The 25806-nt window shown below is 63.5% G+C and carries 23 protein-coding genes and 1 other RNA gene; 13 read left to right on the forward strand and 11 right to left on the reverse strand.

Features of this window, described 5'->3' with window-relative positions:
• The first annotated feature begins 53 nt into the window (after window positions 1-53).
• From NXS98_RS16650 to NXS98_RS16685, 8 genes are all read left to right on the forward strand, one after another.
• On the forward strand, window positions 54-617 hold the full coding sequence (locus NXS98_RS16650; protein WP_283846185.1) for a hypothetical protein: 564 nt from the start codon (window positions 54-56) through the stop codon (window positions 615-617).
• A gap of 201 nt (window positions 618-818) precedes the next feature.
• Window positions 819-1091 carry a WXG100 family type VII secretion target gene (locus NXS98_RS16655; protein ID WP_283846186.1) on the forward strand — a complete coding sequence of 91 codons (273 nt, stop codon included), beginning with the start codon at window positions 819-821 and terminating at the stop codon, window positions 1089-1091.
• A 3-nt stretch (window positions 1092-1094) separates the two neighbouring features.
• Window positions 1095-1676 (forward strand): hypothetical protein, encoded by a 582-nt coding sequence (locus NXS98_RS16660; RefSeq protein ID WP_283846187.1) that lies wholly within the window; start codon window positions 1095-1097, stop codon window positions 1674-1676.
• The gene (locus NXS98_RS16665) at window positions 1673-1885 is read left to right on the forward strand and encodes a hypothetical protein (protein ID WP_283846188.1); all 213 of its coding nucleotides are present in this window, start codon (window positions 1673-1675) and stop codon (window positions 1883-1885) included. Before NXS98_RS16660 ends, NXS98_RS16665 begins: the two co-directional genes overlap by 4 nt.
• Window positions 1878-5762 (forward strand): FtsK/SpoIIIE domain-containing protein, encoded by a 3885-nt coding sequence (locus tag NXS98_RS16670; protein WP_283846189.1) that lies wholly within the window; start codon window positions 1878-1880, stop codon window positions 5760-5762. Before NXS98_RS16665 ends, NXS98_RS16670 begins: the two co-directional genes overlap by 8 nt.
• A gap of 178 nt (window positions 5763-5940) precedes the next feature.
• The gene (locus tag NXS98_RS16675; RefSeq protein WP_283846190.1) at window positions 5941-7497 is read left to right on the forward strand and encodes a GntP family permease; all 1557 of its coding nucleotides are present in this window, start codon (window positions 5941-5943) and stop codon (window positions 7495-7497) included.
• Between the two features lie 20 nt (window positions 7498-7517).
• Window positions 7518-8012, forward strand: a complete 495-nt coding sequence (locus NXS98_RS16680) for a hypothetical protein (RefSeq protein WP_283846191.1) — start codon at window positions 7518-7520, stop codon at window positions 8010-8012.
• Entirely contained in the window at window positions 8009-10402 is a 2394-nt protein-coding gene (locus NXS98_RS16685) for an MMPL family transporter (RefSeq protein ID WP_283846192.1), read from the forward strand. The genes NXS98_RS16680 and NXS98_RS16685 overlap by 4 nt, the downstream gene beginning before the upstream one ends.
• Before the next feature lie 37 nt (window positions 10403-10439).
• Here the strand turns inward: NXS98_RS16685 and NXS98_RS16690 are convergent, their stop codons facing one another.
• The 4 genes from NXS98_RS16690 to NXS98_RS16705 are packed head-to-tail and all read right to left on the reverse strand — an operon-like array spanning window position 10440 to window position 13449.
• Window positions 10440-11411 carry a sugar phosphate isomerase/epimerase family protein gene (locus tag NXS98_RS16690; protein ID WP_283846193.1) on the reverse strand — a complete coding sequence of 324 codons (972 nt, stop codon included), beginning with the start codon at window positions 11409-11411 and terminating at the stop codon, window positions 10440-10442.
• Between the two features lie 10 nt (window positions 11412-11421).
• On the reverse strand, window positions 11422-12204 hold the full coding sequence (locus NXS98_RS16695; RefSeq protein ID WP_283846194.1) for a 3-keto-disaccharide hydrolase: 783 nt from the start codon (window positions 12202-12204) through the stop codon (window positions 11422-11424).
• A gap of 36 nt (window positions 12205-12240) precedes the next feature.
• Entirely contained in the window at window positions 12241-12423 is a 183-nt protein-coding gene (locus NXS98_RS16700; RefSeq protein WP_343214115.1) for a type II toxin-antitoxin system antitoxin, read from the reverse strand.
• Window positions 12424-12468: 45 nt separating this feature from the next.
• The gene (locus tag NXS98_RS16705; RefSeq protein WP_283846196.1) at window positions 12469-13449 is read right to left on the reverse strand and encodes an SPFH domain-containing protein; all 981 of its coding nucleotides are present in this window, start codon (window positions 13447-13449) and stop codon (window positions 12469-12471) included.
• A 279-nt stretch (window positions 13450-13728) separates the two neighbouring features.
• Between NXS98_RS16705 and NXS98_RS16710 the strand changes: the two genes are divergently transcribed.
• Both NXS98_RS16710 and NXS98_RS16715 read left to right on the forward strand, forming a co-directional pair.
• Window positions 13729-14274: a hypothetical protein gene (locus NXS98_RS16710; RefSeq protein ID WP_283846197.1), complete on the forward strand. Its 546-nt coding sequence runs from the start codon at window positions 13729-13731 to the stop codon at window positions 14272-14274.
• A 139-nt stretch (window positions 14275-14413) separates the two neighbouring features.
• On the forward strand, window positions 14414-14983 hold the full coding sequence (locus NXS98_RS16715) for a hypothetical protein (protein WP_283846198.1): 570 nt from the start codon (window positions 14414-14416) through the stop codon (window positions 14981-14983).
• A gap of 30 nt (window positions 14984-15013) precedes the next feature.
• Here the strand turns inward: NXS98_RS16715 and rnpB are convergent.
• Together rnpB and NXS98_RS16725 are read right to left on the reverse strand one after the other, a co-directional pair.
• Window positions 15014-15414, reverse strand: an RNA gene (gene rnpB / locus NXS98_RS16720) — RNase P RNA component class A.
• Window positions 15415-15455: 41 nt separating this feature from the next.
• The gene (locus NXS98_RS16725; protein WP_283846199.1) at window positions 15456-16940 is read right to left on the reverse strand and encodes an oxidoreductase; all 1485 of its coding nucleotides are present in this window, start codon (window positions 16938-16940) and stop codon (window positions 15456-15458) included.
• Window positions 16941-17083: 143 nt separating this feature from the next.
• On the opposite strand from NXS98_RS16725, the gene NXS98_RS16730 reads away from it, so the two are divergent.
• Genes NXS98_RS16730 through NXS98_RS16740 form a run of 3 tightly spaced genes read left to right on the forward strand, consistent with a single transcriptional unit; the run spans window position 17084 to window position 21413 of the window.
• Window positions 17084-20284: a beta-propeller domain-containing protein gene (locus NXS98_RS16730; RefSeq protein ID WP_283846200.1), complete on the forward strand. Its 3201-nt coding sequence runs from the start codon at window positions 17084-17086 to the stop codon at window positions 20282-20284.
• 44 nt (window positions 20285-20328) lie between these two features.
• Entirely contained in the window at window positions 20329-20970 is a 642-nt protein-coding gene (locus NXS98_RS16735) for a Panacea domain-containing protein (protein WP_283846201.1), read from the forward strand.
• 11 nt (window positions 20971-20981) lie between these two features.
• Window positions 20982-21413, forward strand: a complete 432-nt coding sequence (locus NXS98_RS16740) for a hypothetical protein (protein WP_283846202.1) — start codon at window positions 20982-20984, stop codon at window positions 21411-21413.
• A 213-nt stretch (window positions 21414-21626) separates the two neighbouring features.
• On the opposite strand, the gene NXS98_RS16745 is transcribed toward NXS98_RS16740, so the two are convergent.
• The 5 genes from NXS98_RS16745 to meaB form a co-directional block, all read right to left on the reverse strand.
• Window positions 21627-22043, reverse strand: coding sequence for an acyl-CoA carboxylase biotin carboxyl carrier protein subunit (locus NXS98_RS16745; RefSeq protein WP_283846203.1), 417 nt, complete (start codon window positions 22041-22043; stop codon window positions 21627-21629).
• Between the two features lie 39 nt (window positions 22044-22082).
• Entirely contained in the window at window positions 22083-22541 is a 459-nt protein-coding gene (locus tag NXS98_RS16750) for a hypothetical protein (RefSeq protein ID WP_283846204.1), read from the reverse strand.
• A gap of 66 nt (window positions 22542-22607) precedes the next feature.
• Window positions 22608-24161, reverse strand: coding sequence for an acyl-CoA carboxylase subunit beta (locus tag NXS98_RS16755; protein ID WP_283846205.1), 1554 nt, complete (start codon window positions 24159-24161; stop codon window positions 22608-22610).
• Window positions 24162-24181: 20 nt separating this feature from the next.
• Window positions 24182-24622, reverse strand: coding sequence for a methylmalonyl-CoA epimerase (gene mce / locus NXS98_RS16760; RefSeq protein ID WP_283846206.1), 441 nt, complete (start codon window positions 24620-24622; stop codon window positions 24182-24184).
• Complete coding sequence (gene meaB / locus NXS98_RS16765) at window positions 24615-25805, reverse strand: methylmalonyl Co-A mutase-associated GTPase MeaB (RefSeq protein WP_283846207.1); 1191 nt, start codon at window positions 25803-25805, stop codon at window positions 24615-24617. The genes mce and meaB overlap by 8 nt, the downstream gene beginning before the upstream one ends.
• Window position 25806: the final 1 nt, after the last annotated feature.

The following is a 25806-nucleotide window of genomic DNA, read 5'->3' on the forward strand; positions in this document are numbered from 1 at the left end:
CCCAGGCCCAGTCAGGTATTGCCTGCGTGGATGAATTATGATTTAGTTTCATCATGAACACCCGGCTAAAACTCGCCGTTGTCGTGGTGTTGCTATTGCTGGCTGCCAGCGCCCTCACCACCTGGTATTTCCTGCAACAACGCCTATCCTCCACCAGCCCGCCTGCGGTCGCCAGGGTCCCGGCGCCAGCGCCTGCGCTGGCTAGTGAGCCTGCCCCGCCGCCCATCCCCCCGATGCCCGATGCCCAGCCTCCCCGCCGCGGCAAACCGCCGCCGGTGGACCCCCTCGCCCGCGAAGCCCTGCAGCGCGTCGGCGCGGACCCCGAGGCCACGGCCTACTGGATTCAAGCCATTAATGACCCCCGCCTGCCCCGCGGCGAACGGAAAGACTTGATTGAGGACCTCAACGAGGATGGCTTCACCGACAAGAAACGGCCCACCTTGGAAGACCTCCCGCTGGTGGAGGCCCGCATTGAACTCATCGAATTGCTCGCCCCCCATGCCATGGATGAGGTCAATGCCGATGCCTTTCAGGAGGCCTACAAAGACCTGCTCCAAATCCGCAGCCGGTTGACTGGCCAGCCCCTCGGCCCAATTCCCCGCCTGGTCCCCCGCTAAACCAGCGGCAGCGCGTGGGCCATCATCCGTTGGCGGCCAAGGCCTCGCCCACTTGAGCGTGGAGCGCGGCGGGCCGGTTGCACTCCCCGGCCGGCCCCATTTAATAAATCCGGCTTCCCCAACGTCCAACGTAGGGAAAAACGGTTTGACTTGGCCTGCCGCAGCTTCATGCTGGCAGCGTCCAAAGAGAAAGGTTAGTCCATGCCGCAAGCCATCATGGATCCAGAGGACGTGAGGCGCTTTGCCGAAGAGCTGCAGCGCTTCAATCGTGATTTACAAAACCGGCTCAGCTCACTCCAGGCCCGCTTTGCCGCCCTTGGCGAGACCTGGCAGGACCAGGAGCAGGTGAAATTTGCCGATGAATTCAAACAGACCCTCAAGGCGCTCAAGCGCTTCATCGAGGTGGCCGACCAGCACGTGCCCTACCTCATGCGCAAGGCCCAGCGCATTCAGGAGTATCTGAATCAGCGTTAAACCATGGCCGAACGTGCGCACGTCTCCTCCACCGAGGCCATTGACACGTTCAAAGCCGCGCTGGTGGTGTATCTGAGCAAGTCGCGCCTGCTGCTGGAAGACGCCTGCGACGAAGTGCTCCGCCTCCGCACCTGGCTCCAGACCGACCGCCGCCTCTACTGGGAAGCCCAGGTCCGCCGCCGCCAGAAAATCCTCGAAGAGGCCCGCCAGGCCCTCTTTGGCGCCAGCATGGCCAATCTCCGCGAGCCTTCCGCCGCCGAACGCCTCGCCGTCCAGCGCGCCCAGCGCGCCCTGGCCGAGGCCGAGGAAAAACTGAACCGCGTCAAACACTGGACCCGCGAATACGAGCACCGCGTGGAGCCGCTGTTGCGCCAGTTGGAAAGCCTCCGCACCGTGCTCACCCACGACATGCCCAAAGGCGTGGCCTACTTGAATCAAATCCTGCAAACCCTCGACGCCTATACCGGCATGAAAGCTCCTGCCATCGAGCCAGCCACCGAGCCGGGCAGTGAGGGCAGGGAAAGCAGCGCCTCGGACCCGGCGGCAGAACAAGGCGGCGCAAAAACAGAAGGAGGCCCCGCATGAGTGTTGGCAACAACGGCAAAACCCTCATGGCCCTCACCAAGGACCTCATGCTGCGCTGGGAGGAAACCCGCAATTACTGGCGCGACGCCAAAAGCGAGGAGTTTGAACGGCGTTTCCTGGCCGAATTGATGACCGGCGTGGACAAATCGGCCGAAGTTTTTGAGCATCTGGACAAATTGATGCAGCACGTCCGCAACGATTGTGAGTAACCCCCTGACCATTCCCCAGACGTTGGATTTGTTGGAGCGCCTCAAAACCCTCGTGCGCGATTGTGCCCGGCGGGAGGAGCAGCTCCTGCGCGACGAACGCCAGAAACGCGACGCCATCGAGCGCCATCATCGCACCGCCCGCGAAGAGCTGGAAACCTGGCGCGCCGCCGAGGAAAGCAAAATCCGCACCCGGGCCGAAGCGCAACAGGCGGCGCTGGAGCAGCGGCATCGCCAGCGCCTGGAGCGCATCCGCCGCGGCCACCGGCCCAGCAAGGCCTACGCCCTCAAACGCATCGAAGACCACGAAGGCCGCCAGAAGGTGGCGCTGCAAAAAGCCCAGATGGAGGCCGCCCGCAACCGCGAGCAGGCCCTGGCCCAAAATGACGCCACCCTGGCCGCCTTCCACGAAAAACTGGGGGGCCTGCGCGCGGAGTTCGAGACCCTCGAACAGCACGCCCTCCGCGTCATGAGCGGCTACGGGCGTTTCAAAAAAATGCTTACCGGCGCCGGCCTGCCCGAGGAGCCGGAGCCGGCCGGCGACGAATACCCGTTGCTGGAAAAACTGGAGCAGTTGCGCGGCCAGGTGGAGGCGGATTTGCGCCAGTTCCGCCGGCGGCCAGCCGCGTGGTTCTACCGGCTGCTGCCGGTGTGGGTGCAGGGCATCCTCCTGGTGGCCCTGGGCGCCGGACTGCCGCCCCTGCTGCACTATTTCAAAGCAGGCGAAATCTCTTGGTCCCTCACCGGCGGCGTCGCCGGCGCCCTGCTGGCGGGCACGCTGGTTTGGTATTTTCTGAGCCGCAACACCGCCACGCCGGAGGCCCGCAAAATCGCCCAGGCCCTCGAGCGCGCCCGCCGCTGGCACAACGCCGCCTTGAACAAGGCCCAGGCCCGCCACGCCGCCGAAGTGGAGCGCATCGAAACCGCGCTGCGCCTCGCCAATGAAGAAATCAACCGCCGCTGGCAGGAGGCCACCGAGGAGGCCGCGCGGTTGCGCGAGTTCTGGCCCCAGGAAATTGACCGCAAGCTGGGGCGCGTGATGGAGCATCACGAGCAGCTCAGCCAGCGGCGCTTGCAAGGCATCCTGCAGCAGCGCGAGACCGCCCTCCAGCAGTTGCAGCAGGAATACGAGCGCCGGTTGCACGATTTGGAGCAGCACCGCGCCGAGCGCACCGCCCGCCTCAACGCCGAAACGGACGCCCTGTGGGCCGCCTTGATGCAGGACTGGCAGGCCCAATGCGAACCCTTGTTGCGCGAAGCCCAGGCGGCGGCGGAGTTTGCCCGCCAGGACACCCCGCCGTGGGAGCCGCCCTTCTGGGAGCATTGGACCCCGCCCGAGACCGCCCGCAACCGCGTCAAGTTCGGCCAACTGGAGGTGGATTTGCGCCTCTATGCCGAGGGCGCCCCCAAAGACCCGCGCCTGCCCATGCCCGGCGGCGGCCACTTGTCCCTGCCCTTGTGGCTTCTGTATCCGCAGCAGGGCTGTCTGTTGTTTGAGACCCACCGCACCGGCGGCGCCGAGGCCATCGCCGCCATCAACAACATCCTCTTCCGCCTGCTGGCCACCACGCCGCCCGGCAAGCTCAGCTTCACCATCATTGACCCGGTCAAGCTCGGCCAGAACTTTGCCGGCATCATGCACCTGGCCGATTACGAGGATAACCTCATCAACGGCCGCATCTGGACGCAGACCACCCAGATTGAGGAGCGCCTCAAGGACCTCACCGAGCACATGGAGAAGGTCATCCAGATGTACCTGCGCAACGAATACGAGACCATCGCCGAATACAACGCGCAGGCCGGCAAAATTGCCGAGAAATATCACTTCGTCATCATCGCGGACTTTCCCATGAACTTCAGCGACGCCGCCGCCAAACGGCTGTTGCACATTGCCTCCAGCGGCGCCCGCTGCGGCGTTTATACGCTGATTCACTGGGACCACCGTTACCCCGCCACGGCGGACCTCGCGCCGGATGTCCTCCGCAAAAACAGCGTTTGCATCCAGCGCCCCGGCGATTTCTTCACCCTGGCCCGCCTGGGGCCGGTGGGCGTGCGCCTGCAACTGGACCCGCCGCCGCCAGCGGAGCTGGCCACCGCTTTCCTCCATCAAGTGGGCGAGCTGAGCCGCGGCGCCAACCGCGTCGAGGTCCCCTTCGAGCAGGTGGCCCCGGCGCCCGAGGAGGTCTGGGCGCTCGACACCGCCGAGGAATTGCGCGTGCCCATCGGCCGCAGCGGGGCCACCAAGTTGCAATTCCTTGCCATTGGCCGCGGCACCAAGCAGCACGCCCTGGTGGCCGGCAAGACCGGCTCCGGCAAATCCACCCTCTTCCACGTCATCATCACCAACCTCGCCCGCTGGGCCAGCCCCGAGCAGGTGGAGTTTTACCTGGTGGACTTCAAGAAAGGCGTCGAGTTCAAGTGCTACGCCCAGCACCGCCTGCCCCATGCCCGCGTCGTCGCCATTGAAAGCGACCGTGAGTTTGGCCTCAGCGTGCTTCAGCGCCTGGATGAAGAGCTGCGCCGCCGCGGCGATTTGTTTCGCCAGGCGGGTGTTCAGGACCTCGCCGGGTACCGCCGCGCGGGCGGCCCGGAAAAACTGCCGCGCACCCTGCTCTTGATTGATGAGTTTCAGGAGTTCTTTGTCGAGGACGACCGCATTGCGCAAACCGCGGCGGTGTTGCTGGACCGCATCGTGCGCCAGGGCCGCGCCTTTGGCATCCACGTCATTCTTGGCTCCCAAACCCTCGGCGGCGCCTACACCCTGGCCCGCACCACCATGGGGCAGATGGTCATTCGCATCGCCCTCCAGTGCAATGAGGCCGATGCCTACCTCATCATGGATGAAAACAACGCCGCCCCGCGCCTGCTCTCGCGCCCCGGCGAAGGCATCTACAACGACGCGGCTGGCGCGCTCGAAGGCAACAGCCCCTTCCAGACCGTCTGGCTCCCCGAGGACGAGCGCGACCAGGTGCTGGCCGAGGTCCGCGCCCGGGCCGACCGGGAAACGCCGCAGTACACCGGCCCGGTGGTCTTTGAGGGCAATGCGCCGGCCGATGTGCGCGACAATCACGCTTTGAAGGCGCTCCTGGCCCAGCGTCCCACCCAGACCCCGCCGCTGGTGCGGCTCTGGCTGGGCGCGCCCAATTCCATCAAAGGCCCCACCGAGGTGGTGTTCCAGCGCCGCAGCGGCAACAACCTGCTCATCGTGGGCCAGCGCGATGAGGCCATTCTCACCCTCGTCACCGTGGGCGCGGTGTCCCTGGCCGCCCATTATCCGCCGGGCGCCGCCCGCTTCTACTTCCTGGACGCCTCGCCGCCGGAGACACCGCCGCGACAGCTCATCGAGCAATTGTCCGCCATCATCCCCCATCCTTTCACCCTGGCCAAGAGCGGCGACCTGGGCGACCTCCTGGGCGAGCTGGCGCGGGAGCTGCGCGCGCGTACGGACACCGATGCCGCCCAGGCGCCGGAAATCTTCGTCTTTCTCCACGGCCTGCAAAACTTCAAGAAGCTGAAGGTGGAGGATGAGTTTGCCTTCTCCATGGACAGCGGCGGCGAGGCCAGCCCCTCGGCGCAGCTCAGCCAGCTCATCACCGAAGGCCCCACCCACGGCATTCACCTCATCGTGGCAGTGGACACTTACAACAACGTCAATCGCTTCCTCGGCCGCAAGGCGCTGAGTGAATTTGAAATGCGCGTCCTCTTCCAGATGAGCGCCAATGACTCCGCCAGTTTGTGCGATGACCCCGGCGCCAGTCACCTGGGCCTGCATTGCGGCCTATTCTACAATGAACAGGAAGGGTATCTGGAAAAATTCCGCCCCTACGCCGTGCCCGACCGCTCCTGGTGGGAGCAGGCCGCCCGCGCCCTGCGCGGTTGAACGGCGCGCAGGATTTCCTCTTGTGGCCAGTTCACCCTGGCCCATGAGCTGCGCTGGTCTTTCCCCCTTCCGTCCAGGAGCGAGGGAAAGAATCAGCAACAGGCCAGGCTTGCCGTTTTGCGGAAGCAACATTTCTTTTGCCGCGCAGGACTTTTTTCGGTACCAGTAGCGGCGTTCCATGACGGTTTTACTTGCGCAAACAGCGGCGGCGCCCGCGCCGGGCTTGTGGCCTTTGGCGGTGCTGGGGATTTCGGTGGGGTTGATCATTGTGCTGATTACCCGCCTGCGCGTGCATCCCTTTCTGGCGCTCATTGCCGCCGCCATGACCGCCGGCCTGCTGGCCGAGCGCCTGCCGGGCGCCCGGCCCCGCGGCGCGCCGCCCCCCCTTCCCGCGGCCGCCGCCACCGACGGCGCCCAGCCCGCCAAACCCCCGCCAAGCCATTGGGTGGCCGCCGTGGAGCTGACCACGCGCGAGTTTGGCAACACCGCAGGGAAAATTGCCATTGTCATTGGCCTGGCCAGCATCATCGGTATGTGCCTGATGGAAAGCGGCGCGGCTGACAAGGTGGTCCGCCGGTTTCTGGCGGTGTTTGGCGAAAAACACGTCAGTTTCGCCCTGCTGGGCGCGACTTATTTCCTCTCCATTCCGATATTCTTCGACACCATGTTCATGCTCATGGTGCCGCTGGCCAAGGCCCTGCGGCTGCGCACGGGGAAGGATTACCTCCTGTATGTCATGGCCATTTGCAGCGGCGGCATGGTCACGCATTCGCTCACCGTGCCCCATCCGGGGCCGCTGGCGATGGTGGACAACTTGAAGGTGGACGTTGGCATGTCCATCGTGGTCGGGGTGTTGGTGGGCATTCTGCCGGCCATTGTCGGCTGGTGGGCGGCCCGGTGGATTAATGGTCGCATGGAGGTGCCGCTGCGCGAAACCCCAGACGCCCCGCTGGCGGAGCTGGAAACCATTGTGGCCAAGCCCGAGTCCGAATTGCCTCCCTTCTGGCTGGCGGTGATGCCGGTGATTCTGCCCATTGCCCTTATCAGCGGCGCCTCCTTTTTTGAAGTGGCGGGCGGCAGTTTTCCCGCGCTGGTGACCTGGATGGGCGCCGAGCGGTTTGCTCAGATTCACCAATGGGTGGAATTCATCGGCAACCGCAACGTTGCCCTGGGCATGGGCGCCGTGATTGCGCTGGGCATTCTGGCCTGGCAGCGGGGCTTTGGTTTCCGGGACATCGAGGAACGCCTCGGCGCGCCCATGCTGACCGCGGGCGTCATCATCCTGATTACCAGCGCCGGTGGCGCGTATGGATTGATGCTCAAAAATGCCGGTGTGGGCGATGCCGTGAAGGAATTGGTGGCCGGCAAAAATGTGAATCTGATTTTTCTGGCGTGGCTGGTGGCCTGGGTCATCCGGGTGGCCCAAGGCTCGGCCACTGTGGCGATGTTGACCGCCTCGGCCATGGTGTATCCGATGATGGACCCCGCCACCAATCCGCCGCTGCCCTATCATCCCTTGTATATTTTCTGCGCCATTGGCTTTGGCGCGCTTTCCACCTCGTGGATGAACGACAGCGGCTTCTGGGTGGTCAGCCGCCTTAGTGGCATGACGGAGACGGAGACGCTGAAATCCTGGACCGTGATGTCCACCATCATTGCCATCACGGGGCTGTTATTGACCTGGCTGCTCGCCAAACTGCTGCCCTTTGCCCCGCAAGCCATGGCCGCCGGTTGAGCCGGCGCGCCGCAGCTCCCATGAGCTTCTCCCGGAATCGCCTGCTTGCCTGCCTGGGCCTTCTCTTGCTGGCCGGAGTTTTGTTTGCCGCCTGCCGCACTCCGCCCCGGCCCCTGCCGCTGGTGGATGCCTCCCAGCCCGGCTGGCATACCCAGCGCTTTCCGGCGCTTTGGCGTCCGCCGGGAAAAAATGCGCCGGAAATTGCCGGAGACTTGTTTTTAACGCAGCACACCGATGGGCGCGCCCTGGTGAACTTCACCAAGCTGCCCTTCCCCAGCGTCACCGCCTGGCGCGCGCCCGGGGAGTGGCAAATCGAGTTTCAACCCCAACGACGCTGGAGCGCCGGCAAAGGCGCGGCTTCAGCCCGTTTCCTATTGCTTTGGGTGCCGGAAGCCCTGGCGGGCGCTCCACTGCCGCCGCCCCTCGTGGTGGAAAATCTCTCCGACCCGCCACGGGCTGTGCGTCTGCGCCAGCCACGGACCGGCGAAACACTGACCTTGTTCCGGCAGCCATGAACCGCGCCTTTGCCATTGCGGGCGTGCTGATTGCCCTGTTGGCCGTGGCTGGCTGGAGTCGTTTTCAGTGGGACGCCGACGTGTTGAACACGCTGCCGCCGCAGGAGCCGTCCGTGCGCGGCCTGCAATTGCATCAGCAATACTTTGCCTCGGCCGATGAACTCATCATCCGGGTGCGCACGGCCACGGAGGATGAAACCACCCGCATGGCGCGCGCGCTGGCGGAGTATCTGCGCCAGCACACCTCCCTGGTGGCCAGCGCCTGGTGGCAGCCGCCGCTGGAGGAGGATGCGTCCGCGGTGGCGGCGCTGGTGGCCGAGGCCTGGCTCCACGCCCCGCCGCCGGAAGTGGAGCGGCTGCGCCACGCGCTAACTCCGGCTGCTGTCGCCACCACCCTGGCCGCCGCGCGCGAGCGGCTGGCCACCTCGCTGACACCCGCCGAGCTGGGGCGTTTGAGCTACGATCCCCTGGGACTGACGCGCGTTCTGGACGCCTCCATGCCGCTGTTCAGCGAGGAGGCAGCCGGGGCCAACGGATTTCAGTCCTCCGATGGACGCTCCCGGTTTGTCTGGGTCAAAGCGCGCGCCCCCTTGAGTGGATACCGTGAATGTCGCGCCTGGCTGGAGCAACTGCGGCTTCTCGTCGGCCATTGGCAGGATTCCCACGGCCCGCCAGCCAGTCTGGAAATCGGTTACACCGGGCGGCCGGCTTTCATGGCGGAAATTGGGGGCGGCATGGAGCGCGACCTTTCCGGGCCGGCGCTTGGGACGCTGGCTTTGATAGGCGCGTTGTTTTTTGGCGCGCACCGCCGCTGGCGGCCGCTGCTATGGCTGCTGGCGCTCCTGCTGCTCAACTTTGCCCTGACCCTCGGCCTTGGCGCATGGGTGCTCGGCGCCATCAACGTGGTGAACATCGGCTTCGCGGCCATCCTGCTGGGCCTGGCGGCCGACTATGCCATCGTCCTGCTGCAGGAAGCCCGCGCCCATCCCGGCCTGCCGGTGGGGGACATTCAGCAGCGGGCGCGCCCTGGCATTTACTGGTCGGCCGCCACCACGGCCGGCGCTTTTCTGCTGCTTAACTTCAGCGGTCTGCCGGGGCTGGGGCAACTGGGCACGCTGGTGGCCATTGGCATTGGGCTGGCTGCGGTCATGATGACCCACCTGTATCTGTGGCCGTTGGGACTGCCGGAGGCCAAGGACTCGAAGCCACCTCCCGCCTCGACTTCTGCCCCGCCCCTCGCTGAGCCTGTCCCGCGGTGGCGGCTTTGGAGCACGGTGGGGTTGGGGGGCGCGTGCGCCGTGCTCCTTGGCCTGCTGGGTTTGCCGACGTTTGAGCGCGCCACGGAGGCCCTGCGCCCCAAACACAGCCAGGCCTACGCGGTGTGGGATGAATTCAAGCAGGCCACCAGCGCTGGAAAGGAGCCATTGCTGTTGCTGGTGCGCAGCGCTTCCGCGCAGGGGCTGTACGAGGCCGCGTTGGACCTCCGACGGCAGGGCGAATCCCTGGCCGCGCAAGGCGCCATCCACAGCCTGCACCTGCCTTTGGAACTGGCTCTGAATGCGCCCTGGCGGATGACCAACGCGGGCCATGTGCTCCCGCTGGCCGTGCGCAAGGAAGCCCTGCTTGAGGCTGCCATTCAAGCGGGTTTCACCACCAATGCCATGCAACTGACCCTCCAGATTCTGAACCAGTGGGCGAAAGCGGGCGGCTCCGCGACCCCGGCCCTGCCCGAAGCTGCGCGATGGTTGCGGGACCGCTGCTATGTCCATCGCGACGGCCATCACGTGTTGCTGGGCGTCCTTCGGCCGGCGGAGGCTGCCAGCCCGGAGGCCTTGCATTTGCGTCCGCCGGCCTCCCTGCCCGTGGAAGTCCATGTCACGAATTGGGAATGGATGGGCAGCCGACTGGCCCAAATGGTCCGGCGCGAATTGCCCTGGCTGGTGGGTGCCATTGGCGTTTTGGTTTTGCTCGCGTTGTGGCTGGCGTTTCGCGCATGGCGCGAGGTGCTCTTGAGCGTGGGCGCGCTGGCCTTCAGTGTGCTTCTGCTTTTGGCGTGGATGCGCGTGGTGGGCTGGCGATGGAATCTGATGAATTTAATGGCGCTGCCATTGGTTCTCGGCCTGGGTGTGGATTATTGCCTGCACCTGCTGCTGGGTTTGCGGCGGCACCAAGGCCATTGGCGGGCCACCCAGGAGGCGGTGGGCCGGGCGTTGCTGCTGGCCGGGGCCACCACCGCCGCCGCCTTTGCCTCGCTGACCTTCTCCTCGAACGCCGGGGTGGCCAGCCTGGGCCAGCTCACCGCCGCCGGGGTGACGGCCTGTTTGGCCACCGCCCTTCTTCTGCTGCCCGCATGGGAAATTGGGACCCGAAAAAGCAGGGAGGCGGATTAGCCTGGCGCAGGAGGGTGTGGGCTGCCGCTGTGGAGCATTATTGGGGGGGAGAGGTGCGGGGGAGGAAGGGGATGCCGGCCTGGGCGCCGACTTCTTTGATGTAGCGGGCGGCTTCGGCGTATTCTTCGGCCTTGTTGAGGTGTTCCATCATCAGGGGCGGTTGTTGGGGGAGGGCGGCCAGGCGTTGGAGGAAGGTGGTGTAGTCGAGGGCGCCTTTGCCGGGGATGACTTCGCGGAAGTGGACGTTCATTTCCACTTCCCAGAATAAATCTTTGGCGTGGCAACTGGCGATGTGGGGGCCGAGTTTGTCGAAGCATTCGTGGAGCAGGGCGGTGTTGCGATAAAAGCGCTCGGGGGAATTGATGAGGTTGCAGGGGTCGAGGTGGACGCCAAAGGCCGGGCGGTCCACCGCCTTGAGGAGGCGGAGGTTGCTCTCGACGCTGTCCGGCAGGGACCAGCCCATCATTTCGTAGCAGAATTTCGCGCGGGTGGGTTTGACGGCATCAATGATTTTACGGGCGTTTTCCACCGCGGCTTCCAAGAAGCGCTCGGAGAGGTTGTCGGGGTGGGGGCCGTACCAGACTTTGGGATTGAAGGAGCCGGCGATGTCCACGCAGCAGCGCGCGCCGACGGCCTCGGCCAGGGCGAGGCCTTCGGTGACCAATTCGAGATTCTTTTTCCGTTGTTCGGGATTTGCATCCATCAGGTTCACCCAGCGGCCAACTTCGGCAATCACCACATCGTGTTTGGCAAAGGCGGCGGTGGTGGCGCGGATGCGGTCGGTGTCGGTGATTTTAATGTTGGGGCAGTAGGCGGCGCCGTAACCGAGGCGGCGGCATTCTTTGGCCAGTTCTTCGGGGTCATCGGTGCGGATGAAGGTGGGGCCGCCCAGGCGGACGCCGGGGGCGGGAGCGGGGGCTGCCAGTGCGGACCAACTGCCGGTGGCGGCCAGGGTGCTGAACGCGAGGCTGGTCTTGATGAAATGACGGCGGGGAAGGGGAGCGTTCATAGGCTTGCCATTAAAAATTGGTGTCGGGCTGGTCGAAGTGCATTTCTTTAATCCAGATGTTGCGGTAGCGCACGTCGTGGCCTTCGGCCTGGAGTTTGATGCCGCCGGGGGTGTCAGTGATGCCTTTGCCGCCGTCGCGTCCGCCGTCCATGCCGCTGTTGGGGCCGCCCCACACCTGGGTGATGGGGACGTTGGTGTGCACTTTGAGGCCGTTGAAGTACATGGTCACGAGGGCGTGCTCCACTTTTTTGCCGTCCTTGAAGCGGGCGGCGCGAAACTGGATGTCGTAGGCGTTCCATTTGCCCACGCCGTTGTAGGCGTGATAGGGGGATTCGCTTTCGTTGATGACCGCGCCCATGCCGTGTTTGGTTTTGTCGCCGTCCAGGATTTGGATTTCGTAGCGATTTTGGAGGTATACCCCGCTGTTGCCGCCGGGCTGCATCACCAGGAATTCAACGTGCAGGCGGAAATCGCGGAATTCCTTTTTGGTGACGATGTCGGCCGCGCCGTATTTGCCGCCGGCGGCCGCGGGGTCGGCGGTGGAAACCGCCGTGCCCGAATCCACGGGGTCGGGGACAATCTGCCACTTGATGGGCAACTGGGCCGCCAGGCGGGGGCCTTGCCAATAGGTCCATTTTTCGTCCAGCATTTTGCGGGTGCCGTCGAATAAAACTTCCGCGCCTGGGAGGGGTTTGGCGCCGACGCCCAGGTGCGGGTCCACCGCCGCGTGAAGACCGGCCAGAGCCAGGGAGAAAGCCAGCAGAAGGCCACCGCTGCAAAGGTGATTTTTCATGGCCCCAAGTTTGCCACGGCAAAGCCGCGCTGTCCATTACTCTTGAGGTGGTTTGCTGGCCGGGTTCAAGGGAGGCGGGGCTTCGGGGGGCGGCTCGGCGGGCGAACCTTTTTTGCGGCGCTGAACGGCTTGCTGGAGGAGGAATTCGATTTGTCCATTGACGCTGCGAAACTCGGCCTGTGCCCAGGCCTCCAGCTCGGCCCAAAGGGCGGGGTCCATTCGCAGCAGGAATGATTTGCGGGCGGGCATGGGGGAGCCGGCTGGTCAAGTGTAGAGCGTGCCGGTGTTGACCACCGGATGCACTTCGGACTCGCCGCATAGCACCACCATCAAATTGCTGACCATGGCGGCTTTGCGCTCGTCATCCATTTCCAGGACGTGTTTGCTGGCGAGCTCTTTGAGGGCCATGTCCACCATGCTCACGGCGCCCTGCACAATTTTCTGGCGGGCCGCAATGACGGCCTCGGCCTGCTGGCGGCGCAACATGGCCTGGGCGATTTCGGGCGCATAGGCCAGATGGGTCAGGCGGGCTTCCTCGACGATGACCCCGGCCTTGTTGAGGCGCTCCTGCAATTCTTTCTGCAGGGCGGCGGAGACTTCCTCCACGCCGCTGCGGAGGGTGATTTCGTTTTCTTCGCCGTGGTCGTAGGCGTAACAACTGGCTAGATGGCGGACGGCGGATTCGCTCTGGATGCGGACGTAACTTTCATAGTCATCCACATCAAACAAGGCTTGGGCGGTGTCGGCCACGCGCCAGACGACGACGGCGGCGATTTCAATGGGATTGCCGCGCTTGTCGTTGACCTTCAATTTTTCTCCGTTCAAGTTGCGGGCGCGGAGTGAAATTTTGTAACGAGTGAAACCTGGGTGGCCTTTTCTGGCGCTCCCGCCTGATTTTGGCTCGCCATCCGCGCCGACTTTGGCGGGGCCGTTGGAATAGAAGGGGTTGCCCCAGTGGAAGCCGCTGCGGCGGACGGTGCCCTTGTATTCGCCGAACAGAATGAGGACGCGGGCTTCATTGGGTTGGAGGGTGAAAAAGCCCATGAAACAAATGACGGAGCCGATGATGCCCAGGATGGCCAGAGTAAAGGGGGTCCAGAGCGGGTGTTCATAGAGGCGGGCGCCTTTGACAATGGAGTAAATGAGGAGGGCAATGCTGCCCAGGTGCATGAGGATGACGATGGGCAACATGAGCCAGCCGTTGTGGGTTTGGGTGACGACTTCGCGTTGGACTGGAGTATTCATAATATGTAAGCGATCATTGTTATCAATATGATATCATTATGATTTCAAGGACGCAAGAACTTTTTTAACATTTACGGTTTTTTATCACGGCAGAGCCCCTTCCTCTCATAAATGGGAGGCCATGGATGGTTGATGCCGACGGTTTAGAATTGGAGCAAGGGATTGTGGCCAAGATGTTTATATAAAGAGAGCGCAAGTAAAGTTCTCTTTTTTGCTTCTGGCATGGCAGGTGCTACAATGGCTTTTGTTACGGTTGGCTGGCAATTAACGATAGAAGTTGTGAACCTGCAAAAACACATAACGGCGATGCTGATGCTTTGCGCTGGATTCCTGGGAATCTCAGCGTGGGCGAGCGATGCGCCGACGTTCCGCCTGACGAATCGCATGATTCCAGAGCGGGGGCAGGTGAGCGCCGTGGAGATTCCGGCGGGGGAGAAGCGAGTTTCCTTGATTCTGCCGAAGAACTGGCGGGTGGGACAATCTGCCGAAGGGGTGCTGTTGCAAGCGGGCGATTTCTCTGCGACGTTAAGCGTGAAGGCGGTCAAGAGCGGCGCCACCTTGAGCAAAGAGATGAAGGACAAGCTGGCTCCCAGCGCGCCGCGGGTGGAAATTGAGGAGGAATATCCCTGGACGACGGGACTGGGAGAGGCGACGGTGTTTGATGCGCGGATGGGGGAGAAGGATGATTTGCAAATTCAAACGCGCACTTTCATTCTGAAGCTCGAAGAATATTCGCTGGTGTTCAATTTGACGGCGCCGATTGGCAAGTTTAACCAGGCGCAACTGCTGGTTTCGTCGCTGATGTCCTCCTTGCGGGCGGAGTGACGAGCGAAGCGGAGCCATTGCTCTCGCACCAAAGGCCGGGCGGGCAACCCGGTCTTTTTCATTTTCAGGATGGCACCGCAATTGCTTGGAAGTGTTGTTCGTAGTTCTGAGGTTCGGGTGGTTTCTAGCTGATAAGAGCATGATGGGCTGGCGCAATACGCATGCCTGGGGTCGCGGAGCATTGGCGGGGGTGATGCTCAGCGGCCTGGTGGTGTTTGCGGCCGAGCCGCCGGTGCAACTGGTGTCGGTGACGCGTGAGGTGCCTGAGCGCGGCTCGTTGAAGGCGGCGGCGATGGTGCAGGGCAAAGAGCGCAGCTCCTTCATCGTGCCGGCGGGCTGGCGTCTTGGGCTGGAGGATAAAAGCGGAGCGGTGCTGCTGCAATCGGCGGAATACGCTGGTTTGATTGAGATTCGCCGCCTGCCGTTGCCGGAGAGGGAAGTGAATTTCAAGGAAGTGCGTGACCAGATTGCGCGAGCGGAGGAGCGGCGGGAAGTGGTGGAAGATTATGCGTGGGTGGGGGCGCCCTGCCGTTCGCATGTATTTGACACTTTTGAGATGGTGGGCAACAGCGTGAAGATGCAGCGGAGGATATGTTTGATGGTGCGGGAGGACCATCTGCTCGTGATTACGCTTACGGCGCGGGAGCAGGGCTTTACCTCGTGTTTGCGCGCCTTTGAGATTGTGCTGGCTTCCTTGCGCGAGGAGTAAAAGGGGGTGGGTTCCGCCCCTTCCCCCAGGGATTTCGGAAAGGCTGTAAGCCGAATTCTGTCTGCCTCCTGGCGGAGGGAGAGAATCATTTCTCTAAGCGGCCCATACCCGGGACCGGCCCGCCTTGGGGGCGGGACTGGAGCGAGCCACTCCGCGGTCCCCTATTTGGCCTTGCTCCCGATGGGGTTTTCCGTGCCGCCTTGCTTGCGCTTGGCGCGGTGCGCTCTTACCGCACCTTTTCACCCTTGCCGCCGGGTTGCCCCGGAGGCGGTTTGTTTTCTGTGGCACTGTCCGTCAGCGGCCCTTGACGGCCGCTGCCCGCGTGTATCCCGCAGGCCCGAAGGCAGGTGGGTTACGCGGCATCGTGCTCTGTGGAGTTCGGACTTTCCTCCCCCGGCGCGCAGGCCGGGAGCGATTCTCCGCCTTCCCGAAATCCGGGTTCAATATACGCGCGGGGCGATGGCAAAACAAGTCAGGCGGCGGCAAACTGGCGTTTGATGGCCTTGAGTTGCTGGAATTCGGGTTTGCTGGTGTAATACTTGTCCAGGGGGTAGCAGCCACTGATCATGCCATTGCGCGGGGCGGTGGTGCAGTCGCTGAAGGTGCGGCAGATGAAACGGGTTTGCAACTGGCCGGAGCGGAGCGCATCGGCGAGCATGGAAGGGTAGCTGAGGACGGCGCGGCCAATGCCCACGAAATCGGTCCAGCCCTGCCGGACGACGGCCTGGGCGACGTGGGGCAGGTATTCCTGGAGGTAACTGTAGGCTGAGCCGACAATGAGCATGTTTTGGGGGGCGCGGGCTTTGAGGAGGCGGGTGACGGTGATTTGGCGGGCCACGTCCACCAAGGGGTCGTAGGCGGGTTGGTAGCCATCGCTGGGGGGATAGGCGGCGGGGCGCTGGATGTGGGGGTTGTAATAGGGGGAGCCGGCGCTGACGTTGAGGATTTTCACGCCCAGCTCGGCGCACAAATCCACAAATTGGAGCGGCTCGGTGAGGTCATATTCCACCGGATGGCTGGGGTTCACCCCAAAGGCATAGAGGTAAGGGAGACAGCCGGAGAAATCTTCGGGGATGCCGGGGCCTAATTTGCCGGGGGTGGTTTGGGCGGGGTCGGGTTTAAAAGGCACGAAGTCGAAGGCGCTCAGCCGGACGGCAATATCCACTGGATTGCCGCTGGCGCGGATGCCGTGGATGATTTCGCGCAAGATGCGGGTGCGATTCTCGAAGCTGCCGCCGTATTTGCCGGGGCGGGTGTGGGCGCCGAGAAACTCGTGGAGGAGGTAGCCGTGACAGTGTTTGATGTCCACAAAGTCTGCGCCGGCCTCGGCCGCCACCTGCGCGGCGGTGACGTAGGCCTGAATCAGCTCTTCGACGTCAGCATCGGAGAGCACTTGCGCATCGGAGTGCACACCGAAGCGGCGGTCCAGCAGGGGATGACGGAAGGCCACGCGCGGCTCCCATTGTTTCATGTTGTGGGGGCGGCAGAAACGTCCGGAGTGAGTGAGCTGAAAACCGATGACCAAATCCTCCGTGGAGCCAAACTGGGCGGCGTGGGCGCGCAGGAGGGTTTCGCGCAGTTGCCGCAGGCCGTGAAGGGTTTGGGGGCGGATCATGATCTGGTTGGGGTTGGCCCGGCCATCGGGGCGGACGGCCATGGCCTCGCCGCCGAAAATGAGCTTGGCACCGCTCTGGCCGAAACGTTCCCAGCGGCGGAGGGTGTCGGCAGTGGGCAGGCCTTCGGGGGTGCCGTCCCAGCCTTCCATGGGGGAGATGGCGATGCGATTGCCGATGGTTTTACCGTTGATGGAGACGGCGGAGGCGGGGGCGGCCAGGGGCGAAGCGGCGCCGGTGAGAATCGAGTCGTCGCAGGGCAGATTCAGGCTCAAGGCGGCCAGGTGTTGGCGGAATTCGTTCACCGTCTTCAATGACGGAATGCGCACCAGTTTAAAACTCATGCCCCAAGATAGTGAAACAGCAGCGGGTGGCAAAAAGGAAAATTATGTGAGGGGGGGCGCGCCGGGGGCGGGGCTGCTTGACAGGCAAGGCGGAAGGGCGTTTATTAACTATTGGAGACTCAATCAATTAGCCGCAACTGTTTATGAAACTGCGCAACCGCTTTGGGTGTATCACCCCTTGGGCGGGAGGGATGGTATTTCTCCTGGCCAGCCTGGCAATGGCTGTACCGCCGGTGCCCGTTATCACGGGCATTCAACCCACGCGCACCAATGTGCTGGTGGAAGTGCAGGTGCCGGTTGGCTTACGTGAAATCACGGTGGAGGGCCGCGCTCGCTTTGGCCGTGGCAACTGGGAGCCGCGGGCGGTGGTGCGGACGGATGGCAGCGGGGGGAAGGTGTTGGTTTCCCTGCCGTTTGCCAAGACGCTGGAAATGTTGCGGGTGAAGGCGCGTCCGCAGCCGGTGTTGCCGGAGAACTTTTACACCGGCCAGACGAGCTTCGCCGGGCCGGCGGCCACGGAGGTGAACACCTATGGCGGCCCGATGATTTACACCAGCACGGGCATGGGTGGGATTGAGGTGCGGAATCCGGGCGACATGGATACGGGGAGCCAGCCGCGGGAGGTGGTGGAATCGGATATATGGAAAATCCGCGGCCATACCTTGTATTACTTCAATCAAAATCGCGGATTGCAGGTGGTGGACATTGGCAACCCAGACCAGCCGGTCATGCGGGGCACGTTATCCATGCCGGCGGTGGGGGAGCAGATGTATGTGTTGAATGATACGTACGCCGTCCTGCTGGCGCGCGAGACTTGCGAGAGCGGCAATTACCAGAGCGGGCGGGTGGTGGTGGTCAATGTGGCGGGGGAAAAGCCCGCCGTGGTGGCGACGGTGGCGGTGGCCGGGCGCTTGCAGGAAAGCCGGCTGGTGGGGAGTGCGCTGTATGTGTCGAGCTCGGTGTATCGGCCGGTGACGGGCACCACCAATACGCAGTGGGAATATGGGACGATGGTGGAATCTTTTGACCTGGCCAATCCGGCGCAACCGGTGAGGCGCAACCAGCTCTGGTATGCCGGCCAGAGCGATGATGTGGTGACGGCGACGGAGACTTTCCTGTTTGTGGCCCATCGCAGCCGGGAGAATTACCAGCGGTCGGTGTTGCACGTGGTGGACATCACGGCGCCCAATGGCCAGATGCAGGAGTATGTGACCCTGCAGCCCGCGGGGCACATCAAGGACAAGTTCAAGATATATCATCATGCAGGGATTCTGACGACGGTGGCTGAGGATTGGACGCCCACCGCCACCAACCGGATGCGCACACGCCTGGAGACGTGGCGGCTGCCGGACCCGCGCAGCGCGGGCCCGATTGCCGCGGCCAAGCTGGGGGAGGTGGTGCTGGGCTATAACGAGTCCCTGCACGCGACGCGGTTTGATGGCACGCGGGCGTATGTGGTGACTTTCTTCCAGGTGGATCCGTTGTGGGTGGTGGATTTGTCGGATCCGGCCCGGCCGCGCATCGCGGGGGAGCTGGAGGTGCCGGGGTGGTCCACGTATATTGAGCCGCTGGGCGAGCGGCTGGTGGCGGTGGGATGGGAGAACAACCGGGTGGCGGTGTCATTGTTTGATGTGAGCAATCCGGCGCGGCCGCGGTTGTTCAACAAAGTGTTGCTGGGCGAGCATGGTTCGTGGAGCGAGGCGAATCTGGATGAAAAAGCCTTTACGGTGTTGCCGACAGCAGGGCTGGTAATGGTGCCTTATGGGGGATACCTCTCGAATGGTTATGCGCAGCGGGTGCAGTTGATTGATTTGCAGGCCACCAACCTGGTGCTGCGCGGGGTGATTGAGCATCAAATGCAGCCGCGGCGGTCGGCGCTGTATAAGGAGCGCATCCTGTCCATTTCGGGCTGGGAGCTGATTACGGTGGATGCGGCGGACCGGGACCAGCCGCGGGTGACGGCCACGCTGGAGCTTTCGTGGCCGGTTTCCCGGGTGTGGGTGGCGGGGGCGCATCTGTTGCAACTGTTCGACTGCCGGAATTACTACGGGTGGGAGCAGGCGAATCAACCGGCGTTGCGGGTGTCCACGCAGGCGGAGCCGGACCAAGCGCTTAACATGTTACGGCTGGGCGAGTGGCCGGTGGCTGGCGCGACGCTGCGCGAGGGGCGGCTGTATGTGTTGCAAACGCCGGGGGGTGGGTATGGGTGGCGGTGGGCTTATGTGCCGCCGGCGGCTTCGGGGGAGGAACGCAATTTCAAACTCAGTGTCATTGATGTGTCGGCGTTGCCGCAGCTTCGGGTGTTGGGGGTGTATGAGGGCAATCATGGCCGGGCGGCGTATGGCCAGCAATGGGAGCCGTTGTGGCTGGAGAACGGGTTGCTGGTGTGGGTGAACACGCAGCCGTTGCCCTATTATTACCTCATGCCGGTTTTGTGGGATGGGCCGGTGACGCTGGGCCGCTTTGGGTTCTGGCCCGGGCCGGTGTACGGCAGCGGCGGCGGGGAAATGGTGGCTTTTGAAGTGGGGGGCGCCGGCGCGCCCGTCAAGTGGGTCTCAACGGTGGACTTGAGCACCAACGGCTGGTTGCAGTTCAGCCGTCCGGTGGGGCAGGGCAATTGCATCTTCATCAGCCACGGCGCACAGATGGCGCCGGAGCCGGTGGTGGTGCCGCTGGATTATCCGGTGGGCGAGCCGGTGCCGTATGCGTGGCGGGTGGAGCAAAAGCATTTTCTCTCGGTGGTGGACTTTACGGACCCGTTGGAGCCGGTGGTGCGCGCGCCGGTGAATGTGCCGGGGACGTTGCTGGGGGTCTCGCATGGCGGGAATATGGTTTATACGACAGGCCCACATTACAATGCGCAGGGGGTGACTGACTACCGGCAATATGTGGACGCGGGCGCGTATGACGGCACGCAATTTCATCTGGTGGCCTCGCTGCCGCTGCCGGAGCAGGCCCAGCAACCGTTGGTGCATCAGGGAGGGGTGTTTTATCTGGAGGGGAAATACGAGGCCACCCAAAACAGCACGGCGTTGCTGGGATGGCGGCTGGATGACCAGGGCAAATGGCAGGAGTGGGGCCGGTTGAGTTTCAGCGGGTACCCGGAGAAGCTTGTTTCACTTGGGGCGTGGCTGGGCGTGCAGTCGCAGGGGCAGATTTCAGTGGTGGAGGCGGCCAACGCCTTGCGCCTGGTGGCGCAGAGCCGCGTGCAGGGCTGCTTTTCCCCGATGGTTGAATACGCCGATGGCAATCTGCAAAGCGGCTGGTTTGTGCCGCTGGAGGCCTACGGGGTGCTGCGCGTGCTGCCGCTGGCGTGGGGTGGGGAACGACTGGCCGGGCCTTGAGGCCAAACACCGGTTGTTCCGCCTCGCTTCATAAAGGTCTTTCTTTGCCGAAAGAATTAGAGTACTATGAAAGTGGTGATATGAATTTGGCATTTGCATATCGCAAGGCGACACAGGCACTCAATTTTTTTGCGCGCAAGAGCGGTGGCCGGATCAACAAGCTTAAAGCCCTAAAACTTGTTTTTTTTGCCGATCGCTATCACTTGCGAAAATACGGGCGTGCCCTCACCAACGATCGGTACCTGGCCATGAATTACGGGCCTGTGCCCTCTGGGACCAAGGACTTGGCGGAGCAAAGCGAATTTCTGGGTGAGCTGGAAAAGCAATACTCCGGGCGTTTTATCCGTCCCTGCCGGGAAGATGTCCACGCTTTGGAATCCATTGACGAAGTGGAAACCCGTGTCTTCTCGCAATCGGATTTGGAAGCCTTGGAATATGCCTGGCAAAAGTTTGGGGCCGCAGATGGTTTCCGGCTGGCGGATTTGACCCATGAATATCCCGAATGGCGAAAACATGAGACGGCGCTGAAATCGGGAGAGACCACCCGGGCAATGATGGCCTACGATGATTTTTTAGAGGACCCGCCTGAGGGGGTTGAGCCGTGTTTTGCGTTGAGCGACGAAGAACGGGAATGGCGTAGAGAGATGCTCGAGGAAGCTTTCCATTTTGAGGCCAAGTGGAGGTAAGGGGAGGCGGCATGGACGAGGAGGCGCCCTGGGAAATAAAGCTAACGCTTCGCCCCGGGAGTGTTTATTACTTCGTGGATCGCCACCTCACTTCAGGAGAACCTCATTATTTCATTGTGGTCAATGTCCAACCGCTTGAAGACCAAGTGCTGGTGTTAACGGTGATTTCCTCGCAAGTTGAAAAAGTGGAGCGACGAGGGGCTAATTTGCCGGGAACAACCGTTCGCATTTCTCCCGCGGACTACGAGGAGCTTACCAAACCATCCATCGTGGATGGCAATTTTGTCGTACGCAAATCTCTGGCCGAATTGGTGGCGAAAATGAGACGCAAGGAAATCGTCCCGAAGCGCGATCTTTCCGGCAATATCTTACATGCCATTCAGCAGGCAATTCTGGCCAGTCCGCTGGTGGAAGAGGAGGTCAAGCGATTGCTCCGGAAATGAGACAAACGCCCGGAGGCGCGTGAGGGTGGGGCCAGTTCAAGTTAGCTTGCCTTTTAAGGGAGGACGATTGGCGGGAAGATTTCACAGAAAGCAGAAGTAGCTGAGTGATGGAATGCGCGGAGGAAAGGAGCGCGCCCGCTCACTTTGGGACAAAGCGAAAAGGGACGGCGTGGGAGCCGTCCCTGAGAGACAAGGAGTTTGATTAGGGAGAGGTTATTCCAGCGTCAACAGGGGCTGGCCCTCTTCGGCGGCATCGCCGACGGCCACTTTGATGGCCTTGACCACACCGTCGCGAGGGGCGAAGACGTTGGTGTTCATCTTCATGGCTTCCAGCACGAGGACGCAGTCGCCAGCTTTGACGGTTTGGCCCACCTGCACGTTGATGGCCACGACGCGCCCGGTGAGGGGGCTGGGGATGTCGCCCGGACCGGCGCTGGCGCCGGCAGGAGCGGCTACCGGGGCAGGGGCTGGAGCGGGGGGAGGCGGAGGCGGTGGTGGTGGCGGCGGGGGCGGGGCGGCGTGGGCGGCGGGTGCCGGGGCAGGCACGGCCTGGCGTCCGGCGTCGTCGAGGACTTCCACCAGCACATCGTATTGTTTGCCGTCAATGGTGATGAGCAATCGTTTGGTCATGCAACAAGAAAGGGGTTGGGGGTTGGGGTTTGGTTAGTTTCAGCGAATGCGGTGCGAGGCAAAGTGCTGCACGCGGCCTTCGATGGCCCAGGTGTTGAGCACGGCGCCCAGCGGCCACGGGCCAAAGGCCGGGGTGCGGACGGGTTCCACTTCGACGATGCGGTGGGGGCCGTCAATAACCATGGCCACGGCGGCGGCGATGGTGGCGGCGATTTCCGCATCAATCAGGTCGCGGCTGGCGCTGCTGCGCAACGGCGGGGCCACCGGGGTGTCATCGCCGGCGCCGGTGGTGAGCTGGGCGCCTGCCAGCCGGGCGACGGAGGCGTAGGTGCGCGGCGTGAATTCGCCGCAGAAGGTGTCGGCGCGCACGAGCGGGAAGGCCGCGGCGCGCGGGGGAAACCGATGGCAGCGGCCGTAGTTGTATTTGACCTCGGGGCCGATTTTGACACCGGCCTCCTCGTGCTGCCACCACAGGCAATGTTCGCAACTCAGTTGCATAAGATGAAACCGTACCGGGGCACATCATGGGCCAGAGGCGCATGATGTGCCAGCCGGAATTGAGGGTTAGAGCGGAATGGTGCCGTGTTTTTTGGGCGGCCGGGTTTCGCGCTTGCTCAGGGTGTTGCGGAGGGCCATGGCCACCGCGGCGCGGGTTTCGGCCGGTTCAATGACGTCGGTAATCATGGCCTTGGAGGCCGCCTCGTAAGGCGAGCAGAATTTGTCGCGATATTCGGCCTGGAGCTCGGCTTCTTTGGCCTTGGGGTCCGGGGCGGCGGCGATTTCCTTTTTGTAGAGGACCTTGACCGCGCCTTCGGCGCCCATGACCGCAATTTCGGCGGTGGGCCAGGCGTACACGAAATCGGCGCCCATGTCCTGGCTGCACATGGCGAGGTAGGCGCCGCCGTAGGCCTTGCGCATGATGACGGTGATTTTGGGCACGGTGGCCGAGGCGTAGGCGAAGAGCATCTTGGCGCCGTGGCGGATGATGCCGCCGCGTTCCTGTTGGAGGCCGGGGAGGAAGCCGGGCACGTCCACGAGGGTCACGAGCGGGATGTTGAAGACGTTGCAGAAGCGGATGAAGCGGGCGGCCTTGTCGGAGGAGTCAATGTCCAGGGTGCCGGCCTTGACCATGGGCTGGTTGGCCACAATGCCGACCACAATGCCCTGGATGCGGGCAAAGCCGACCACGATGTTTTTGGCGAACTCTTTGGCGACTTCAAAGAAATCGCCGGCATCCACCAGGCGGGTGATGACGTCGAGGACGTTGTAGGCCTGCTTGGGGTCGGAGGGGACCAGGTCGTTCATCCCGGGGTCGGGGGTCATGTCCACCACCGGCGTGGGATGGTGGGGCGGGTCCATGAGGTTGTTGGGGGGGAGGTAGGAGAGCAGCTTGCGCACCAGCTCGACGGCATGGGCGTCGTTTTCGGCGATGAAATGGATGTTGCCGCTGACGGCGGCATGGGCCTCGGCCGTGGCGAAATCGGCCAGGTCGGCCTTCTGGCCGGTGGCGGCCTTGATGACTTCCGGCCCGCAGATGAACATGTTGGCGGTTTTGCGGACCATGATGAGGAAGTCCATCAAGGCGGGGGAGTAGGCCGCGCCGCCCGCGCAGGGGCCGGCGATGACGGCGATTTGGGGCACCACGCCGGAGAGGAGGACGTTGCGGAAGAAGACCTGGCCGTAGCCGGCGAGGGATTCCACGCCCTCCTGGATGCGGGCGCCGCCGGAGTCGTTGAAGCCCACCACGGGCATGCCGCAGCGGAGGGCGTATTCCATCATGTCGCTGATTTTGCGGGAGTGGATGCGCCCGAGGGCGCCGCCGCCGACGGTGAAGTCCTGGCTGAAGACGGCCACGGGCCGGCCGTCCACGAGTCCGACGCCGGTGATGACGCCGTCGCCGGGCATGGGTTTGCCGTCCATGCCGAAGTTGTGGCAATCGTGCTGGGCGTGCTGGCCCATTTCGAGGAAGGTGCCGGGTTGGAAGAGGGCCTCCACGCGGTCGCGGGCGGTCATGAGGCCCTTGGCGCGGCGGGCTTCGAGTTTGTCGTTACCGCCGGCGGCGCGGGCGACGGCGCGGCGGTGGGCCAGGTTTTTGAGCAATTTGGGGTCAATAGGCATAGGTCAAGAGGAGAGGAAGGTTAGTGTGAGCTGCAGCAGCAGCCACCGCCCCCATTGTTTTTGGGCATGCAAAACTCGGTCAGCACGCCATAGGTGGATTTGGGATGGAGGAAGGCCACCAGCTTGTTGGCGGCGCCTTCAAACGGTTTTTCGTGGATGAGCTTGCAGCCGGCGGCGGCGGCCTGTTGCAACTGGGCTTCGATGTTGTCGGTGCCAAAGGCGACATGGTGGATGCCGCCGTTGGGATTTTTTTCCAGAAACTTGGCGATGGGGCTTTCGGGGTCGGTAGGCTCCAGCAATTCAATGTGGACCTCGCCGACGCTGAAGAAGGCCACGCGGACTTTTTGGGAGGCCACTTCCTCGCGTTTTTCGCATTTGAGGCCGAGGGCTTTTTCGTAGTAGTTCACCACTTCATCGAGGTTTTTGACCGCGATGCCGAGATGGTCAATTTTCTTAATCATAGTGCTCGTTCTTTCCATGGGATGGGGAGGATGGCGCCGTGCTGCGGCCTGCGGGGGCCTCGGCCAGCGCCAAAAGTTCCTGGGCCGCCTGGGGGGCGGTGATTTCGCCGCGCAACAGGGCGGCTTCGAGCCGCGCGCGGGCGGCGGCCATGCCGGGGAGGCGGTAAAAGCGGGCCTCCAATTCTTCGCGGATGAGGTCCGCGAGCCACTGGCGGGACTGCTCCTGCCGCAATTGCCGGAGGATGCCGGCGGGCTCGAGCAGCGCGTAAAAATTCTGAATCATGTCCCAGACGGCGGGGATGCCCTCGCCGGTCAAGGCCGAGCAGGCGGCCACGGGGGTTTTCCACGGCGGGGTGGCCGGGGCCAGGTAATGCAGGGCGGTGGCGTATTCCTGGCGGGTTTGTTCGGCGCGCTGGCGGAGGGGGCCGTCGGCCTTGGTGACGAGGACCGCATCGGCATTTTCCACGATGCCCTTTTTGATGCCCTGGAGCTCGTCGCCCGCGCCCGGCAGCAGCAGGAGCAGGAAAAAATCCACCATGGAGCGGACGGCCACCTCGCTCTGGCCCACGCCCACGGTTTCCACGAGCACGACGTCAAAGCCTGCGGCTTCGCAGAGGAGCATGGTTTCGCGGGTTTTGCGGGCGACGCCGCCCAAGGTTTTGCCGGAGGGCGAAGGGCGGATGAAGGCTTTGGGCTGGCGGCAGAGCTGTTCCATGCGGGTTTTGTCGCCGAGGATGCTGCCGCCGGCGCGGTTGCTGGAGGGGTCCACGGCCAGCACGGCCACCTGGAGGCCCTGGCGGCACAAATAACAGCCGAAGGCCTCGATAAAGGTGCTTTTGCCCACGCCGGGAGCGCCGGTGATGCCGATGCGCCGGGCCTTGCCGGTGTGGGGCAAGAGCTGGCGCAACACGGCTTGCGCGAGGGTTTGGTGGGCCGGGGCGGAGCTTTCGATAAGCGTAATGGCCCGCGCGAGGATGGTGCGGTCGCCCCGGCGGACGCCTTCCACATAATCCTCGACGCTCAAACGCCGGACCCGGGGGCGCGGAGTGCCGGCTGCCGCCGGCGCCGCCGGCGGCACCACGGGCGGCAACACGCGCAGGGTCTCCGTCAACCGCTCCGGCGGCGCTGCATGGGCCGCGGAGGGGAGGGGAGTCCCCGGCAGGTCTTCGGCGCAGGTGGTCATG

This window comes from Fontisphaera persica, from assembly GCF_024832785.1.
GTDB lineage: Bacteria > Verrucomicrobiota > Verrucomicrobiia > Limisphaerales > Fontisphaeraceae > Fontisphaera > Fontisphaera persica.

What these genes read in the sequence shown, in the direction of transcription:
- meaB (WP_283846207.1), bottom strand. Translation starts at nt 25,805, where the DNA reads ATGACCACCTGCGCCGAAGACCTGCCGGGGACTCCCCTCCCCTCCGCG.
- NXS98_RS16730 (WP_283846200.1), top strand. Translation starts at nt 17,084, where the DNA reads ATGAAACTGCGCAACCGCTTTGGGTGTATCACCCCTTGGGCGGGAGGG.
- mce (WP_283846206.1), bottom strand. Translation starts at nt 24,622, where the DNA reads ATGATTAAGAAAATTGACCATCTCGGCATCGCGGTCAAAAACCTCGAT.
- NXS98_RS16685 (WP_283846192.1), top strand. Translation starts at nt 8,009, where the DNA reads ATGAACCGCGCCTTTGCCATTGCGGGCGTGCTGATTGCCCTGTTGGCC.
- NXS98_RS16665 (WP_283846188.1), top strand. Translation starts at nt 1,673, where the DNA reads ATGAGTGTTGGCAACAACGGCAAAACCCTCATGGCCCTCACCAAGGAC.
- NXS98_RS16740 (WP_283846202.1), top strand. Translation starts at nt 20,982, where the DNA reads ATGGACGAGGAGGCGCCCTGGGAAATAAAGCTAACGCTTCGCCCCGGG.
- NXS98_RS16705 (WP_283846196.1), bottom strand. Translation starts at nt 13,449, where the DNA reads ATGAATACTCCAGTCCAACGCGAAGTCGTCACCCAAACCCACAACGGC.
- NXS98_RS16755 (WP_283846205.1), bottom strand. Translation starts at nt 24,161, where the DNA reads ATGCCTATTGACCCCAAATTGCTCAAAAACCTGGCCCACCGCCGCGCC.
- NXS98_RS16745 (WP_283846203.1), bottom strand. Translation starts at nt 22,043, where the DNA reads ATGACCAAACGATTGCTCATCACCATTGACGGCAAACAATACGATGTG.
- NXS98_RS16660 (WP_283846187.1), top strand. Translation starts at nt 1,095, where the DNA reads ATGGCCGAACGTGCGCACGTCTCCTCCACCGAGGCCATTGACACGTTC.
- NXS98_RS16675 (WP_283846190.1), top strand. Translation starts at nt 5,941, where the DNA reads ATGACGGTTTTACTTGCGCAAACAGCGGCGGCGCCCGCGCCGGGCTTG.
- NXS98_RS16700 (WP_343214115.1), bottom strand. Translation starts at nt 12,423, where the DNA reads ATGGACCCCGCCCTTTGGGCCGAGCTGGAGGCCTGGGCACAGGCCGAG.
- NXS98_RS16695 (WP_283846194.1), bottom strand. Translation starts at nt 12,204, where the DNA reads ATGAAAAATCACCTTTGCAGCGGTGGCCTTCTGCTGGCTTTCTCCCTG.
- NXS98_RS16725 (WP_283846199.1), bottom strand. Translation starts at nt 16,940, where the DNA reads ATGAGTTTTAAACTGGTGCGCATTCCGTCATTGAAGACGGTGAACGAA.
- NXS98_RS16680 (WP_283846191.1), top strand. Translation starts at nt 7,518, where the DNA reads ATGAGCTTCTCCCGGAATCGCCTGCTTGCCTGCCTGGGCCTTCTCTTG.
- NXS98_RS16650 (WP_283846185.1), top strand. Translation starts at nt 54, where the DNA reads ATGAACACCCGGCTAAAACTCGCCGTTGTCGTGGTGTTGCTATTGCTG.
- NXS98_RS16715 (WP_283846198.1), top strand. Translation starts at nt 14,414, where the DNA reads ATGATGGGCTGGCGCAATACGCATGCCTGGGGTCGCGGAGCATTGGCG.
- NXS98_RS16750 (WP_283846204.1), bottom strand. Translation starts at nt 22,541, where the DNA reads ATGCAACTGAGTTGCGAACATTGCCTGTGGTGGCAGCACGAGGAGGCC.
- NXS98_RS16690 (WP_283846193.1), bottom strand. Translation starts at nt 11,411, where the DNA reads ATGAACGCTCCCCTTCCCCGCCGTCATTTCATCAAGACCAGCCTCGCG.
- NXS98_RS16655 (WP_283846186.1), top strand. Translation starts at nt 819, where the DNA reads ATGCCGCAAGCCATCATGGATCCAGAGGACGTGAGGCGCTTTGCCGAA.